Source organism: Ideonella oryzae (assembly GCF_024055665.1).
GTDB lineage: Bacteria > Pseudomonadota > Gammaproteobacteria > Burkholderiales > Burkholderiaceae_C > Ideonella > Ideonella oryzae.
Genome location: NZ_JAMXMC010000003.1, coordinates 131,114 through 146,276, shown reverse-complemented (window position 1 = coordinate 146,276; position 15,163 = coordinate 131,114). Strand labels below are relative to the sequence as shown.

Annotated in this window: 13 protein-coding genes; 11 read left to right on the top strand and 2 right to left on the bottom strand. The window is 66.0% G+C overall.

The genetic code is table 11. The features are described from left to right. The first annotated feature begins 4 nt into the window (after window positions 1-4). The 3 genes from M0L44_RS05735 to gltA are packed head-to-tail and all read left to right on the top strand — an operon-like array spanning window position 5 to window position 2,353. Window positions 5-709 carry a succinate dehydrogenase iron-sulfur subunit gene (locus tag M0L44_RS05735; protein ID WP_252768697.1) on the top strand — a complete coding sequence of 235 codons (705 nt, stop codon included), beginning with the start codon at window positions 5-7 and terminating at the stop codon, window positions 707-709. A 33-nt stretch (window positions 710-742) separates the two neighbouring features. Further along, the gene (locus M0L44_RS05730; RefSeq protein WP_252768696.1) at window positions 743-1,015 is read left to right on the top strand and encodes an FAD assembly factor SdhE; all 273 of its coding nucleotides are present in this window, start codon (window positions 743-745) and stop codon (window positions 1,013-1,015) included. A gap of 27 nt (window positions 1,016-1,042) precedes the next feature. Next, window positions 1,043-2,353, top strand: coding sequence for a citrate synthase (gene gltA, locus M0L44_RS05725; RefSeq protein ID WP_252768695.1), 1,311 nt, complete (start codon window positions 1,043-1,045; stop codon window positions 2,351-2,353). A gap of 95 nt (window positions 2,354-2,448) precedes the next feature. Here gltA and bla read toward each other — a convergent pair whose 3' ends face one another. After that, a complete protein-coding gene (bla, locus tag M0L44_RS05720; RefSeq protein WP_252768694.1) occupies window positions 2,449-3,342 on the bottom strand; it encodes a class A beta-lactamase in 894 nt (297 codons plus the stop codon). Window positions 3,343-3,442: 100 nt separating this feature from the next. Here bla and M0L44_RS05715 point away from each other — a divergent pair, with 100 nt between their 5' ends. Continuing rightward, window positions 3,443-4,324 (top strand): LysR family transcriptional regulator, encoded by an 882-nt coding sequence (locus M0L44_RS05715; RefSeq protein WP_252768693.1) that lies wholly within the window; start codon window positions 3,443-3,445, stop codon window positions 4,322-4,324. On the opposite strand, the gene M0L44_RS05710 is transcribed toward M0L44_RS05715, so the two are convergent. Further along, a complete protein-coding gene (locus M0L44_RS05710) occupies window positions 4,312-4,959 on the bottom strand; it encodes a GntR family transcriptional regulator (RefSeq protein WP_252768692.1) in 648 nt (215 codons plus the stop codon). The two genes, M0L44_RS05715 and M0L44_RS05710, sit on opposite strands and share 13 nt — an antisense overlap. Before the next feature lie 143 nt (window positions 4,960-5,102). Between M0L44_RS05710 and scpA the strand changes: the two genes are divergently transcribed. The 7 genes from scpA to M0L44_RS05675 all read left to right on the top strand — a co-directional run bounded on the left by scpA (window position 5,103) and on the right by M0L44_RS05675 (window position 15,067). Next, entirely contained in the window at window positions 5,103-7,256 is a 2,154-nt protein-coding gene (gene scpA, locus M0L44_RS05705; protein ID WP_252768691.1) for a methylmalonyl-CoA mutase, read from the top strand. Between the two features lie 31 nt (window positions 7,257-7,287). Further along, a complete protein-coding gene (locus tag M0L44_RS05700; RefSeq protein ID WP_252768690.1) occupies window positions 7,288-7,776 on the top strand; it encodes a GNAT family N-acetyltransferase in 489 nt (162 codons plus the stop codon). A 4-nt stretch (window positions 7,777-7,780) separates the two neighbouring features. Then, complete coding sequence (gene meaB / locus M0L44_RS05695) at window positions 7,781-8,818, top strand: methylmalonyl Co-A mutase-associated GTPase MeaB (RefSeq protein WP_252768689.1); 1,038 nt, start codon at window positions 7,781-7,783, stop codon at window positions 8,816-8,818. Window positions 8,819-8,859: 41 nt separating this feature from the next. Further along, window positions 8,860-10,392: an acyl-CoA carboxylase subunit beta gene (locus tag M0L44_RS05690; protein ID WP_252768688.1), complete on the top strand. Its 1,533-nt coding sequence runs from the start codon at window positions 8,860-8,862 to the stop codon at window positions 10,390-10,392. 22 nt (window positions 10,393-10,414) lie between these two features. Next, on the top strand, window positions 10,415-12,490 hold the full coding sequence (locus tag M0L44_RS05685) for an acetyl-CoA carboxylase biotin carboxylase subunit (RefSeq protein ID WP_252768687.1): 2,076 nt from the start codon (window positions 10,415-10,417) through the stop codon (window positions 12,488-12,490). Window positions 12,491-12,500: 10 nt separating this feature from the next. Next, entirely contained in the window at window positions 12,501-12,968 is a 468-nt protein-coding gene (locus M0L44_RS05680; RefSeq protein ID WP_252768686.1) for a VOC family protein, read from the top strand. Between the two features lie 152 nt (window positions 12,969-13,120). Then, complete coding sequence (locus tag M0L44_RS05675) at window positions 13,121-15,067, top strand: DUF1631 family protein (protein WP_252768685.1); 1,947 nt, start codon at window positions 13,121-13,123, stop codon at window positions 15,065-15,067. The last annotated feature ends 96 nt before the right edge of the window (window positions 15,068-15,163 follow it).

The window sequence follows — 15,163 nt, the reverse complement described above, 5'->3', positions numbered from 1 at the left end:
TCACATGACCAAGCGCACCTTTCAGATCTACCGTTACGACCCGGACAAGGACGCCAAGCCCTACATGCAGACCATTGAGCTCGAGCTGCAAGGCAACGAGCGCATGCTGCTGGACGCCCTGATCAAGCTCAAGGAGGTCGATCCCTCGATCGCCTTCCGCCGCTCCTGCCGCGAAGGCGTCTGCGGTTCCGACGCGATGAACATCTGCGGCAAGAACGGCCTGGCCTGCCTGACCAACATGCGTTCGCTGCCCGACACCATCGTGCTGCGTCCGCTGCCGGGCCTGCCCGTGATCCGCGACCTGATCGTGGACATGACGCAGTTCTTCAAGCAGTACCACTCGATCAAGCCCTACCTGCTCACCGACGCGCCGCCGCCCGAGAAGGAGCGTCTGCAGACGCCCGAAGAGCGCGAAGAGCTCAACGGGCTGTACGAGTGCATCCTGTGCGCGAGCTGCTCGACGAGCTGCCCGAGCTTCTGGTGGAACCCCGACAAGTTCGTGGGTCCGGCGGGCCTGCTGCAGGCCTACCGCTTCATTGCGGACAGCCGCGACGAAGCCACCAGCGAGCGACTGGACAACCTGGAAGATCCGTACCGGCTGTTCCGTTGCCACACCATCATGAATTGCGTTGACGTGTGCCCCAAGGGTCTGAACCCGACCAGGGCCATCGGCAAGATCAAGGAATTGATGGTGCGTCGCGCCGTCTGAGCACGCACTTTGGTCTGCGTGGAGCAAGCCCCTATGGATGACACCACCCGCGTGGAGCCTTCCGTCGTCAGCCGCCTGAAATGGAGCTGCCGCCGGGGCTTGCTTGAAAACGACCTGTTCATGGAACGGTTCTTCCGCCGCTACGAAGAGACATTGACGGCGCGGCAGGTGGAAGGACTTCAATTGCTGATGGATCTGGCGGACAACGACCTCTTGGACCTGCTGCTTGCGCGGAAGGACCCCGAGGGCTCCCTGGACATCCCGGTGGTACGGGATGTGCTGGTGCAGTTGCGCCAACCCACTTGATGGTTTTGAGTGAGAAAGGACCCGACGATGACTCCCTCCGACGTGAAAGCCACCCTGTCGTTTTCCGACGGCAGCCCCAGCATGGAACTGCCGATCTACAAGGGCACGATCGGGCCCGATGTGATCGACATCCGCAAGCTGTACGGCCAGACCGGCAAGTTCACCTACGACCCCGGTTTCCTGTCGACGGCCTCGTGCAATTCGACCATCACCTACATCGACGGTGACAAGGGCGAACTGCTGTACCGCGGCTACCCGATCGAGCAGCTGGCGGTGAACTGCGACTACCTGGAAACCTGCTACCTGCTGCTGAACGGCGAACTGCCGAACGCGACGCAGAAGAGCGAGTTCCAGGCGCGCGTGACCAACCACACCATGGTCAACGAGCAGATGCAGTTCTTCCTGCGTGGCTTCCGCCGCGACGCGCACCCGATGGCCGTGATGACCGGCCTGGTGGGTGCCTTGTCGGCCTTCTACCACGACAGCACCGACATCAATAACCCCGAGCACCGCGAGATCGCGGCGATCCGCCTGATCGCCAAGATGCCGACGCTGGTGGCCATGGCCTACAAGTACACCGTCGGCCAGCCCTACATCTATCCGAAGAACGACCTGTCCTACTCGGGCAACTTCCTGCGGATGATGTTCGCCACGCCGTGCGAGGAGTACAAGGTCAGCCCGGTCATCGAGCGCGCCCTGGACCGCATCTTCATCCTGCACGCTGACCACGAGCAGAACGCCTCCACCTCGACCGTGCGTCTGTGCGGCTCGTCGGGCACCAACCCGTTTGCGGCCATCGCTGCTGGCGTGGCCTGCCTGTGGGGCCCGGCCCACGGCGGTGCGAACGAAGCCTGCCTGAACATGCTGGAGGACATCCAGAAGATGGGCGGCGTGGCCAAGGTCGGCGAGTTCATGAACCAGGTGAAGGACAAGAACTCGGGCGTGCGCCTGATGGGCTTCGGTCACCGCGTCTACAAGAACTACGACCCGCGTGCCAAGCTCATGCAGGAAACCTGCAAGGAAGTGCTGATGGAGCTGGGTCTGGAGAACGACCCGCTGTTCAAGCTGGCCATGGCGCTGGAAAAGATTGCGCTGGAAGACGATTACTTCGTCGCTCGCAAGCTGTACCCGAACGTGGACTTCTACTCGGGCATCGTGCAGCGCGCCATCGGCATCCCCGTACCGCTGTTCACCGCCATCTTCGCGCTCGCCCGCACGGTGGGCTGGATCGCCCAGCTCAACGAGATGATCGCCGACCCTGAGTACAAGATCGGTCGTCCGCGTCAGCTGTTCGTGGGCGCCGCCAACCGCGACGTCAAGCCGCTGGCACAGCGTTGATGCCTGCGGAGCGGGCAGGGCGTCCATGCCCTCCCGCTCCGAAGCGAAGGCCCCCTCGGGGGCCTTTTTTCATGCCGATTCGCCAGGCTTGATCGTCAGGTCTGCTGCCAGCGCGGCAGCAGCCGGCCCACCTCGGCCAGGCAGCTCTCCTGCACCTCGCGCGGGCTGCGGCAGTCACTCAGCAGCGCCACCACCACCCAGGGGGCAACTTGCCCCGGCGGCCAGACGATGGCCACATCGTTGCTGATGCCGTCTCCCGTGCCGGTCTTGTTGCCGATCTGCCAGCCCGCTGGCAGACCGGCGCGCAGGCGCTGGGCGCCCGTGATGCTGGCTTTCATCCAGGCCAGCAACTGGGCCTGCACTGTCGCGGGCAGGCCTGCGCCTAGGCTCAGCCGCTGCACGGTGTCCGCCATGGCCGCCGGAGTCGTTGTGTCCCACTCGCCGGTCGGGTCAGCGAGGTTGAGATCGGGCTCGCTGCGATCCAGACGGGTTTGGGTGTCGCCATGGGCGCGCAACCAGCGCGTCAGGCCGGCGGGGCCGCCTTGCGTCTTCAGCAGCAGCAGGGCCGCGGTGTTGTCGCTGGTGGTCATGGTGGCCTCGCACAGCTGGGCCACGCTCAGGTGGCCGCGGCCCACGGCCTTCTTGGTCACGGGTGACCACTCGACCAGGTCGCGACGATCGAACGAGAGCGGTCGGTCCAGCCGTTCTTCGCCAAGGGCTGCGCGCTCCAGCACCTGGGCACACAGCAGCAGCTTGAAGGTGCTGCACAAGAGAAAGCGTTCGTCGGCGCGATGGAGCCACCGGCGGCCGCTGCCGGTGTCCAGCACGGCCAGGCCCAGGCGCCCTTTGGCGCGGGCTTCGATGTCCCGCAGGGCCTGTTGGAGGGCAGGGGAAGGGGTTGGATTTTCCTGGGGCTCCAACGGATTGGCCAGCGCAGATCCCAGGCAGCCCAGGCCGAGCAGATGGGTCAGAAAGTCGCGTTTCTGCATGGTTCTCTCAGTGGTGAAGGTGACCGAAGGTTAGGGACTGGAGGGCGGAGGAACAAATGGGAAGAATGCAGGGGAGACCATCCATTTTCAGAGGTCAACCATGGATCTGCCCCTCAACGCTCTGCGGGCTTTCGCAGTGTCTGCCCGGCACCTGAACTTCGCGCGTGCCGCCGATGAACTGCACCTCAGTCCGACCGCCGTCAGCCAGCATGTCAAGAACCTGGAGGCGCGCTACGGGGTGCGCCTGTTCCACCGCCTGCCACGCGGCTTGGCATTGACCGATGAAGGGCGGGCCATCCTGCCGGCCGTGGCGGCCTCGTTCGAGCGCCTGGCCGAAAGCCTGCAGCAGCTGCGTGACGGGTGCCCCCGGGAGACGTTGACGTTGGGCGTGGTGGCCACCTACGCGGTCGGCTGGCTGCTGCCGCGGCTGGCGGGGTTCCAGGCGGCCTGCCCGCATGTGGACCTGCGCCTGCAGACGCACAACAACCGGGTGGATCTGGCCGCAGAGGGCCTGGATGCTGCCATCCGCTTTGGCGATGGCCACTGGCACGGCACCCAGGCCGTGCCACTGCTGCAGGCGCCGTTGGCACCGCTGTGCGGCCCCACGTTGGCGGCGCGGCTGAGGCGGCCGCAGGACCTGATGGATGTGCCCCTGCTGCGCTCCTACCGTGTCGACGAGTGGGACCGGTGGTGTGCCGCGGCGGGAGTGCGGGTTCCGCCGCTGCGGGGCATGGTGTTTGACAGCTCGCTGGCACTGGCCGAGGCCGCGGCCCAGGGGGCGGGAGTGGCCTTGTTGCCTGCCGTGATGTTCCAGCGGGATCTGGCGCAGGGGCGGCTGGTGCGTCCCTTCGAGGTGGAGGTGGCGGTGGGCCGCTATTGGCTCACCCGACTGGCCAGCCGGCCGGCCAGTCCGGCGTTGGCCAGTTTCGAGGCCTGGCTGACCGCGCAGACCCTGACCGGCAATGGGCCTCAGGCCGTTTGAGCCGCGGTCAGGCCGTTGTCGAAATGGGCCCGCATCAGCCGTGCCGCCTCCTCGGGCGTGCGCTGCTCCAGCGCGTTCAGCAAGGCGCGATGCTCTGCCAGCGATTCCTCGATCCGCCCCTGTCGGAACAGCGAATGGTGCCGGTTGAGTTTCATCACCTTGCGCAGGTCGTTGACGATCTGTTCGCGCCAGCGGTTGTGGGCCATGGCCAGCAGCCGCATGTGAAAGCGCTCGTTGGTGCGGAAGAAGTCGTCCCGCTGCCCCACCTCGGCCTCCAGCTGCTCGTGCAGCTGGCGCAACTCGGCCAGCTCGGCTGGGCTGGCCCCTTCGGCCACCTGGGCGGCCGCATCGCTCTCGAGCAGGGCCAGCAGCCGGTAGACCTGGCTGACGTCCTGAGCCGACATCTCGGTGACGTAGGCGCCCCGGCGCATCTTCATGGTCACCAGACCTTCGACGGCCAGCACCTTCAGGGCTTCCCGCAGGGGCGTGCGGCTGATGCCATAGTCCGCGGCCAGCTTCTGCTCGTCGATCCAGTTGCCGGGCTCAAGCTCGCGGTTGAAGATCTGCTCGCGCAGGCGCTCGGCCACCTGGAGGTACAGGGCTCGGGAGGCGAAAATCGAATCGTTGTCGGGCACGGCAGTGTCAGGCAGGGTTCAGTGAGCCATGTCAAGATGGGTTCATAATTATGCATTCTGTATCATTGTCAGCAAGCCAATCTGACAAGCAGATGCACAGGGACGTGTCCCAGGCGATTGCACGCCGGGCCCCAGGAGATTCCATGTCGAACCCGAACGAATTCAAGTCCGCCAACCTCGAACAATGGGCCCAGGCCGCCGCCAAGTCGGCCGGCGGGGATCTGGCCAAGCTCACCTGGCGCACGCCCGAGGGCATCGAGGTCAAGCCGCTGTACACCGCGGAGGACACCGCCAGCCTGCCCTACGCCAACACCCTGCCGGGATTCGAGCCCTTCATCCGCGGCCCGCAGGCCACGATGTACGCTGTGCGGCCCTGGACCATCCGCCAGTACGCCGGCTTCTCCACCGCCGAGGAATCCAACGCTTTCTACCGCAAGGCCCTGGCGGCCGGCGGGCAGGGCGTCTCGGTGGCCTTCGACCTGGCCACCCACCGCGGCTACGACAGCGACCATCTGCGCGTGACCGGCGACGTGGGCAAGGCCGGCGTGGCGATCGACTCCGTCGAGGACATGAAGATCCTGTTCGACGGCATCCCGCTGGACAAGGTCTCGGTCTCGATGACCATGAACGGTGCGGTGCTGCCGGTGCTGGCCGGCTACGTGATCGCCGCCGAAGAGCAGGGCGTGCCGCAGGACAAGCTGTCCGGGACCATCCAGAACGACATCCTCAAGGAGTTCATGGTCCGCAACACCTACATCTACCCGCCCGAGCCGTCGATGAAGATCATCGGCGACATCATCGAGTACACGAGTCAGAACATGCCCAAGTTCAACTCGATCTCGATCTCGGGCTACCACATGCAGGAGGCGGGGGCCAACCAAGCGCTGGAGCTGGCCTTCACGCTGGCCGACGGCAAGGAGTACGTCAAGACCGCCATCGCCAAGGGCCTGGACGTGGACGACTTTGCGGGCCGGCTGTCCTTCTTCTGGGCGGTCGGGATGAACTTCTACCTCGAGATCGCCAAGATGCGCGCGGCGCGTCTGCTGTGGTGCCGCATCATGAAGGGCTTCAACGCGAAGAACCCCAAGAGCCTGATGCTGCGCACCCACAGCCAGACCTCGGGCTGGTCGCTGACCGAGCAGGACCCGTACAACAACGTGGTGCGCACCACCATTGAAGCCATGGCGGCAGTGTTCGGCGGCACCCAGAGCCTGCACACCAACTCGCTGGACGAGGCCATCGCGCTGCCCACCGAGTTCTCGTCTCGCATCGCCCGCAACACCCAGCTCATCATCCAGGAAGAGACCCACATCACCAACGTGGTGGACCCCTGGGCCGGCTCCTACATGATGGAGGCGCTGACCCAGCAGATGGCCGAGAAGGCCTGGGCCATCATCGAAGAGGTCGAGGCCATGGGCGGCATGACCAAGGCGGTGGACAGTGGCTGGGCCAAGCTCAAGATCGAGGCCAGCGCAGCCGAGAAGCAGGCCCGCATCGACTCCGGCAAGGACGTCATCGTCGGTGTCAACAAATACAAGCTGGCCAAGGAGGATCCGGTCGAGATCCTCGAGGTGGACAACGTCAAGGTGCGTGAATCCCAGATCGCCCGCTTGAAGCAGATCAAGGCGACGCGGGACAACGCCAAGGTCCAATCGGCCCTGGACGCGCTGACTGCCAGTGCCCAAAGCGGGCAGGGCAACCTGCTCGACCTGTCGATCCAGGCCATCCGCCTGCGCGCCACCGTGGGCGAGGTCAGCGATGCGCTGGAGAAGGTGTTCGGCCGCCACCGTGCGGACATCCAGAAGGTGACCGGTGTGTACGCAGCTGCCTATGACTCGGCCGAAGGCTGGGAAAAGCTCAAGGGCGAGATCAATGCCTTCGCCGAGCAGGCCGGGCGCCGTCCGCGCGTGATGATCGCCAAGCTGGGCCAGGACGGCCACGACCGCGGCGCCAAGGTGGTGGCCACGGCCTTCGCCGACCTGGGCTTCGATGTGGACATGGGCCCGCTGTTCCAGACGCCTGAAGAATGTGCCCGTCAGGCCATCGAGAACGATGTCCACGCGGTCGGCATCTCCACGCTGGCGGCCGGCCACAAGACCCTGGTGCCAGCCATCATCGCCGAGCTGAAGAAGCAGGGCGCCGACGACATCATCGTCTTCGTCGGGGGCGTGATTCCGGCGCAGGACTACGATTACCTGTATGAATCCGGCGTCAAGGGCATTTATGGCCCCGGCACGCCGATCCCGGTCAGTGCCAAGGACGTGCTGGAGCAGATCCGCAGCGCCCAGCAGGCCTGAGTTTCTTCACTGTTCATTCCGCACCGCCACCATGCCCACCAAGTCGCCACCGCCCGGACTCTCTCTCAGGCCCGCGAGCGACGACGACTTCGAAGCCCTGCTGCTGCTGCGGCTGGCCGCCATGCGCGAGAGCCTGGAACAGGTGGGTCGCTTTGATCCGCAGCGCGCCCGAGAGCGCCTCTCGCGTGGCTTCCAGCCCAAGTTCACCCGCAACATCCTGCTCGACGGCGAGTTGGTGGGCTTCGTCGTGGTGGTCCCGCTGGAAGACAGCGGCGAATGGCTGCTCGACCACCTCTACATCCACCCCAACGCGCAGAAACTGGGCATCGGGTCCTGGGTGATGGAGCAGGTGCTACAGGAGGCTGATCGCCACGGCAAGGCCGTGCGCGTCACTGCCTTGCGCCTGAGCGACGCCAACCGCTTCTACCAGCGGCACGGCTTCCAGCTGCAGGCCGAGGGCGAGTGGGATCTGTATTACCTGCGGCCCGCTGTCTCTGACGGGCAGACCGACCTCCGCTGATCCGATGACGAGCCTTCTCAACGACGGCACCCTGGAGGCCGGCGAGCAGCGGCTGTGCGAGCAGGTGCTGGGGCCTGACCCGGTGCTGCGCCGCCGCGCCATCGCCAAGACCATCACGCTGCTGGAATCGACCCGACCGGACCACCGGCTGCGAGCCGATGCCCTGCTCAACGCCTTGCTGCCACATGGCGGTCAGTCCTTCCGACTGGGCATCTCCGGCGTGCCCGGCGTGGGCAAGAGCACTTTCATCGAGGCCCTGGGCCTGCACCTGATCGGCCAGGGGCATCGGGTGGCGGTGCTGGCGGTGGATCCATCGTCCAGCGTGTCCGGCGGCTCCATCCTGGGTGACAAGACCCGCATGGAGCAGCTCTCCATCCAGGACGCCGCCTACATCCGTCCAAGCCCCTCCGGCGGCACGCTGGGCGGCGTGGCCGAACGCACCCGCGAGGCGATGATCGTCTGCGAGGCGGCCGGCTACGACGTGGTGATCGTCGAGACCGTGGGTGTCGGCCAGAGCGAGACGGCCGTGCATGGCATGACCGACATGTTCTGCCTGCTGCAGTTGCCCAACGCAGGCGACGACCTGCAGGCCATCAAGAAGGGCGTGATGGAGCTGGCCGATCTGGTGGTCATCAACAAGGCCGACATCGACGTGAACGCGGCCACCCGCGCCCGCGCCCAGATCACCAGCGCCCTGCGGCTCCTGGGCCAGCATGGCAACCCCGAGCATGCCCATCACCTGGACGACTTGTGGCATCCCCAGGTGCTGCAGCTCAGTGCCCTCAAGAACACCGGCGTGCCCGAGTTCTGGCAGACCGTGAGCCACTACCGCGAACTGCAGCAGCGCAGCGGCCGGCTGGCTGCCCGCCGCCATGCCCAGGACGAAGCCTGGATGTGGGAGCGCATCGACGCCGGGCTCAAGGCCCGTTTCCGGGCCCATGCCCAGGTCCGCGAGGCCCTGGCACCCCTGACCACCGAGGTCCGGGCCGGGCGCGTGGCAGCCTCCGTGGCTGCGCGCCGCCTGCTCGACCTGTTCCACTGACCCATTCCAAGTACCCCCGAGAGACCGAGGAGTGAACCATCATGCATGACATTCAGCAGATGCTCGAAGACAAGCGCGCCAAGGCGCGCCTGGGCGGCGGCGAGAAGCGCATTGCCGCTCAGCACAAGAAGGGCAAGCTGACCGCCCGTGAGCGGCTGGAGCTGCTGTTCGACCAGGGCACGTTCGAGGAATGGGACATGTTCGTCGAGCACCGCTGCGTGGACTTCGGCATGGCCGATAGCAAGATCCCGGGCGACGGCGTGGTGACCGGCTACGGCATGATCAACGGCCGCCTGGCCTTTGCGTTCAGCCAGGACTTCACCGTCTTCGGCGGCGCTTTGAGCGAATCGCACGCCGAGAAGATCTGCAAGATCATGGACCAGGCCATGAAGGTCGGTGCCCCGGTGATCGGCCTGAACGACTCGGGCGGTGCCCGCATCCAGGAAGGCGTGGCCTCGCTGGGCGGCTATGCCGACGTGTTCCAGAAGAACGTGATGGCCTCGGGCGTGATCCCGCAGATCAGCATGATCATGGGCCCCTGCGCTGGCGGTGCGGTGTACTCGCCTTCGATGACCGACTTCATCTTCATGGTGAAGGACAGTTCCTACATGTTCGTCACCGGTCCCGAGGTGGTGAAGACCGTGACCCACGAGGAGGTGACGGCCGAGGAACTGGGTGGCGCCAGCACCCACACCGCCAAGAGCGGCGTGGCCGACCTGGCCTTCGAAAATGACGTGGAGGCGCTGCTGATGCTGCGCCGCTTCTTCAACTACCTGCCGCTGAACAACAAGGACAAGCCGCCGGTGCGTCCCAGTGGCGACCCGGCCACGCGCCTGGACCACTCGCTCGACACGCTGGTCCCGGACAACCCCAACAAGCCCTACGACATCAAGGAACTGATCCTGAAGGTCGTGGACGATGGCGACTTCTTCGAGCTGCAGCCCGACTACGCGGCCAACATCGTGATCGGCATGGCCCGCATGGAAGGCCAGACCGTGGGCATTGTGGCCAACAACCCGCTGGTGCTGGCCGGCTGCCTGGACATCAAGAGCTCGATCAAGGCGGCCCGCTTCGTGCGTTTCTGCGATGCCTTCAACATCCCGGTGATCACCTTCGTGGACGTGCCCGGCTTCATGCCCGGCACCGCGCAGGAGTACGGCGGCATCATCAAGCACGGCGCCAAGCTGCTCTACGCCTACGCCGAGTGCACGGTGCCCAAGGTCACCGTCATCACCCGCAAGGCCTACGGCGGCGCGTACGACGTGATGGCCTCTAAGCACCTGCGCGGCGACGTGAACTTCGCCTGGCCGAACGCTGAGATCGCGGTGATGGGGGCCAAGGGCGCGGTGGAGATCATCTTCCGCGAGGACAAGGGCGACCCCGAGAAGCTCGCGGCCCGCGAGGCCGAATACAAGGCCCGCTTCGCCAACCCCTTCGTGGCGGGCGCCCGCGGCTTCATCGACGACGTCATCCAACCGCACGAGACCCGCAAGCGCATCTGCCGCTCGCTGATGATGCTCAAGGACAAGAAGCTGGAGAACCCGTGGCGCAAGCACGGGAACATCCCCCTCTGATCCAGCCGCGGAGATTCACACCATGTTCAAGAAGATTCTGATTGCCAACCGCGGCGAGATTGCTTGCCGCGTGATCAAGACCGCCCGCAAGATGGGCATCCAGACGGTGGCCGTCTATTCGGAGGCCGACAAGGACGCCCGCCACGTCGAACTGGCCGACGAGGCCGTGCTGCTGGGGCCGGCGCCCTCGCGCGAGTCCTATCTGGTGGCCGACAAGATCATCGCCGCCTGCAAGGCCACTGGGGCCGAGGCACTGCACCCGGGCTACGGCTTCCTGTCGGAGAACGAGGACTTCGCCCGTCGTTGCGAAGAAGAGGGCATCGTCTTCATCGGTCCGAAGCACTACAGCATCGCGGCCATGGGCGACAAGATCGCCTCGAAGAAGCTGGCGGGCGAAGCCCAGGTCAGCACCATCCCGGGCCACAACCAACCCATCCTCTCGCCCGAGGAAGCCGTGGGCATCGCCCAGAAGATCGGCTACCCGGTGATGATCAAGGCCTCGGCCGGCGGTGGCGGCAAGGGCCTGCGCGTGGCCTACAACGACAAGGAGTGCTTCGAAGGCTTCTCGTCCTGCCGCAACGAGGCGCGCAACAGCTTTGGCGATGACCGCGTCTTCATGGAGAAGTACGTCCAGGAGCCGCGCCACATCGAGATCCAGATCCTGGGCGACAGCCACGGCAACGTGGTCTACCTGCACGAGCGCGAATGCTCGATCCAGCGCCGCCACCAGAAGGTCATTGAAGAGGCACCTTCGCCCTTCATCAGCGACGCCACCCGCAAGGCCATGGGCGAACAGGCCGTGGCCCTGGCCAAGGCGGTGAAGTACCAGAGCGCCGGCACGGTGGAGTTCGTGGTCGGCAAGGACCAGGACTTCTACTTCCTGGAGATGAACACCCGCCTGCAGGTGGAGCACCCGGTGACCGAGTGCATCACCGGCCTGGATCTGGTTGAGCAGATGATCCGCGTGGCCGCCGGCGAGAAGCTGGGCTTCACCCAGGGCGAGATCAAGAAGGAAGGCTGGGCCATCGAGTGCCGCATCAATGCGGAAGACCCGTTCCGCAACTTCCTGCCTTCCACCGGTCGCCTGGTGAAGTACCAGCCGCCGGCCGCCAACCTGGAGCAAGGCACCGAAACGCTGCAGGGCCTGGCCTACGCCAACGGCCACTTCGGTGGCGTGCGCGTGGACACCGGCGTCTACGAGGGCGGCGAGATTCCGATGTTCTACGACTCGATGATCGCCAAGCTCATCGTGCACGGCAGCGACCGCAATGACGCCATCGACAAGATGCGCGCCGCGCTCAATGCCTTCGTGATTCGCGGCATCAACAGCAACATCCCCTTCCAGGCGGCGTTGCTGGCCCATCCGAAGTTCGTCACCGGCCAGTTCAACACCGGCTTCATCGCCGAGCACTACAGCCAGGGCTTCCGGGCCGAGGACGTGCCACACGATGATCCGCTGTTCCTGGTGGCACTGGCGGCCTTCATCCGTCGCAAGTCGCGCGCCCGCGCTGCTTCGATGACTGGGCAGTTGCCGGGGCACGAGGTGGCCTTCGCCGATCAGGTGGTGGTCGTGCAGTTGGGCGCCGAGGGGCAGAACACCTACCACCCGGTGCAACTGGGCGCCTTCGATGATGGCGCCGGCACGCTGGAGGTGACGGTCGGTCACAAGACCTACGCCATCCAGAGCCAGGCCAAGCTGGGCGAGGTGCTGATGACCGGTCTGGTCAACGGCCAGCCCTTTGCCGCCCAGGTCGAACGTGGTTCCGCCAAGAAGCCGCTGGCCCTGCGCATCGCCCACAACGGCACCGCCATCGAGGCGCTGGTGCTGCTGCCGCGTGCGGCCGAACTGCACAAGCTGATGCCCTACAAGGCACCGCCCGATCTGTCCAAGTTCCTGCTCTCGCCCATGCCGGGCCTGTTGGTGGATGTGGCGGTCAAGGTGGGCCAGAAGGTGCTGGCCGGCGAGAAGCTGGCCGTCATCGAAGCCATGAAGATGGAGAACATCCTGGTCGCCACGCAGGACTGCGTGGTCCAGGAAGTCCGTGCGCAGAAGGGCGAGAGCCTCAGCGTGGACCAGGCCATCATCGCCTTCGAGTGAGGAGCCACGCATGAGCAGCGCCAAGCCCTTCAAGATCCTGGGCATCCAGCAGATCGCCATTGGCGGGCCGGACAAGACCCGACTCAAGTCCCTGTGGGTCGACATGTTCGGCCTGTCGGTCAAGAGCACCTTCGTCTCCGAACGCGAGAACGTGGACGAGGACATCTGTGCCCTGGGTTCCGGCCCGACGGCCGTCGAGGTGGACCTGATGCAGCCGCTCGACCCGGAGAAGAAGCCGGCCGTGCATGCCACGCCGCTCAACCACGTGGGCCTGTGGGTGGATGACCTGCCCAAGGCCGTCGAGTGGATGACGGCCCACGGCGTGCGCTTTGCGCCCGGCGGGATCCGCCAGGGCGCGGCCGGCTACGACATCTGCTTCATCCACCCCAAGGGCAATGAGGAGTTCCCGGTGGGCGGTGACGGTGTGCTGATCGAGTTGGTTCAGGCCCCGCCGGAGGTGGTGGCTGCACTGGGCTGAGCTTCGCTGCCGTCGCCACAGAGGCCTGCCTTCCGGCAGGCCTTCTTGTTTCTGTGCTTCACACGGGCTTGCGCTTCGGGAACCCGGCCTTTACGCAGTGGTCATACACTCTGACGCTGATTCAGAAATCACCGACATTTCGCTCAAGCGCCATGAACCGCAGCTGTAACTTCCAGGCCTTGTGGCTCCACATCGTGGAGGGACTCCCCGCTTGGGCGGGTGAGGTGGAGCGGGGGACCAAGGACAGCTTGCTCAACAGCCTGTCCAACCCCTGGGAACATGCGGGTGGGCGCGGCGAGGCGAGCCAGGCACTGTCGTGGCTGAAGGCGCGCAACGGCGTGGTGGCTCACGCCCTGGTCCGGGCCCTGGCCCAGCGGGTCAAGGAGGAGCTGGCTCCGCCCAAGGCGCCGGACCTGCAGATGCGCGAGTTTCTGCTGGACTCCTCACCGATGCTGTCGCTGATGGACGAGTCCTCCATGCAGGAGGGCATCGAGACCGGTCGCCTGGCCCAGCAGGTCACACACCTGACCGAGAACACCTTGCGCGAGCTGCGCTCGCTCTGCGCGGTGCTGCCGGGGCGCCCGATGCACGAGCCGGAGCTGGCCTATCCCCTCAATCCGGCGATGGTGGCCGAGTCCTTCAGCCAGGCCCTGGTGGATCTGGGGGCGGAGCCCGAATTGCGACTGCCCATCCTGCGCGCCGGTGCGACCGTGCTGGGCGCTCGGACGCTGCAACTGTTCGAGCAGCATCTGCAGTGGCTGCGCGACCAGGGCGTGCGGCCTGCGTCGGCGTCGATGCGGCCCGCCACGGCCATCGGGGGCTCGGCCTACGTGGGCATCGAGCGCCTCTTCTCCGCGCCTGCGGGCGAGTCGCTGGGGGCGATCGGCATTGCCGGCAGTGGCGTGGGCGCGGTGGCCGCGCAGGCCGGCCTGGCGCCGCCGCTGGTGCGCAAACTGGAGCAACTGACCCGCGTGCTGGCACGCCAGACCCATGCAGGCGCGGCCATGGATTCGGTCTGGCAGCGGCTGCTGGCCCAGGTGGAACGCCTGAGTCCGAAGGAGCTCTCTGCCCTGCAGCAGACCAGCCACCCCTTCTGGCGCCTCCTGGACCGACTGGCGGCCCTCAGCGCTGTCCAGTCCCCCAACGACCCCGACATGCGGGATCTGGCAGCCCGCCTGGGGCCGATGTTGGCCCAGCTGGAGCGGCCGCAGGAGCTGTCCCTGGAGGCCTTCGACAGCGCGCTGAGCGAGCTTGACAGCGTGCCGGGTGACTTCGGCACCACCCGGCCCGCCGAACTGGAGACGGCCTTCGATTTCGAGTCCAAGCGGCGGGAGCTGGAGCCCACGGTGAGGGCGCAACTGGCGGACCAGTTGCGCAAGACACCGGTGCCGGACGATGTGCGTCAGTTCCTTCAGGGCCCCTGGGTCCAGGTGATGACCCATGCACTGGTGCGCGAGGGGCCGGGCTCTCCTGCGGCCCTGCGCTACATGAACCTGGTGCCCGATCTGCTCACCGCGGTGGGGCGCATTCGGCGCGGCGCCGTGCCAACGTTGATCGAACGGCAGGCCCTGCTGGACGGCGCCAGCGATGGCATGCGGGCGGCCGGCTTTGGCCTGCACCAGGTAGAGGGGCATGTGGCCGACCTCACCCGGTTGTTGTCGGGCATCGAGAAGATCTCGCTCATGGAATCCAACCCCGCGACGGTGGTGGTGCCCAGCGCCCCGACGGTGGCAGACCTGCCCGGCCTGGCCGATCTGCAGGGGGATGAGTGGGCCGGTCATGCCGAGCTGGCCACGGTGCCCATGGCCATGGACGAGGAGGATGACGACAGCCTCGTCGAGCGAGAGGCCTGGCTGGACGGACTCAAGGTGGGTGACCTCTGCCGCCTGATGCTGCAGGGCCGCTGGGTGACGGCACTGCTCAACTGGCGCAGCGACAACGGCCAGTTCTTCATGTTCAAGAGCCGCCGGGGCAGTGGGGCTCACACCATCACCCGCCGCATGCTGGACAGGCTGCGCAGCGAGGGCCTGGCCACCAAGGTGGAGCCCGGACAACTGCTGGCCCGCGCACTGGAGACCATGCTTCCTTCGGAACAGTGATCTGCATCAAGGGGCGGGGCGCCTCTGACAGCGCAATGTCAGGCTGCATGCGTTCAATCGGAGGTTTGTCTGAAGTGCAGACACCGCCGCCCGCAA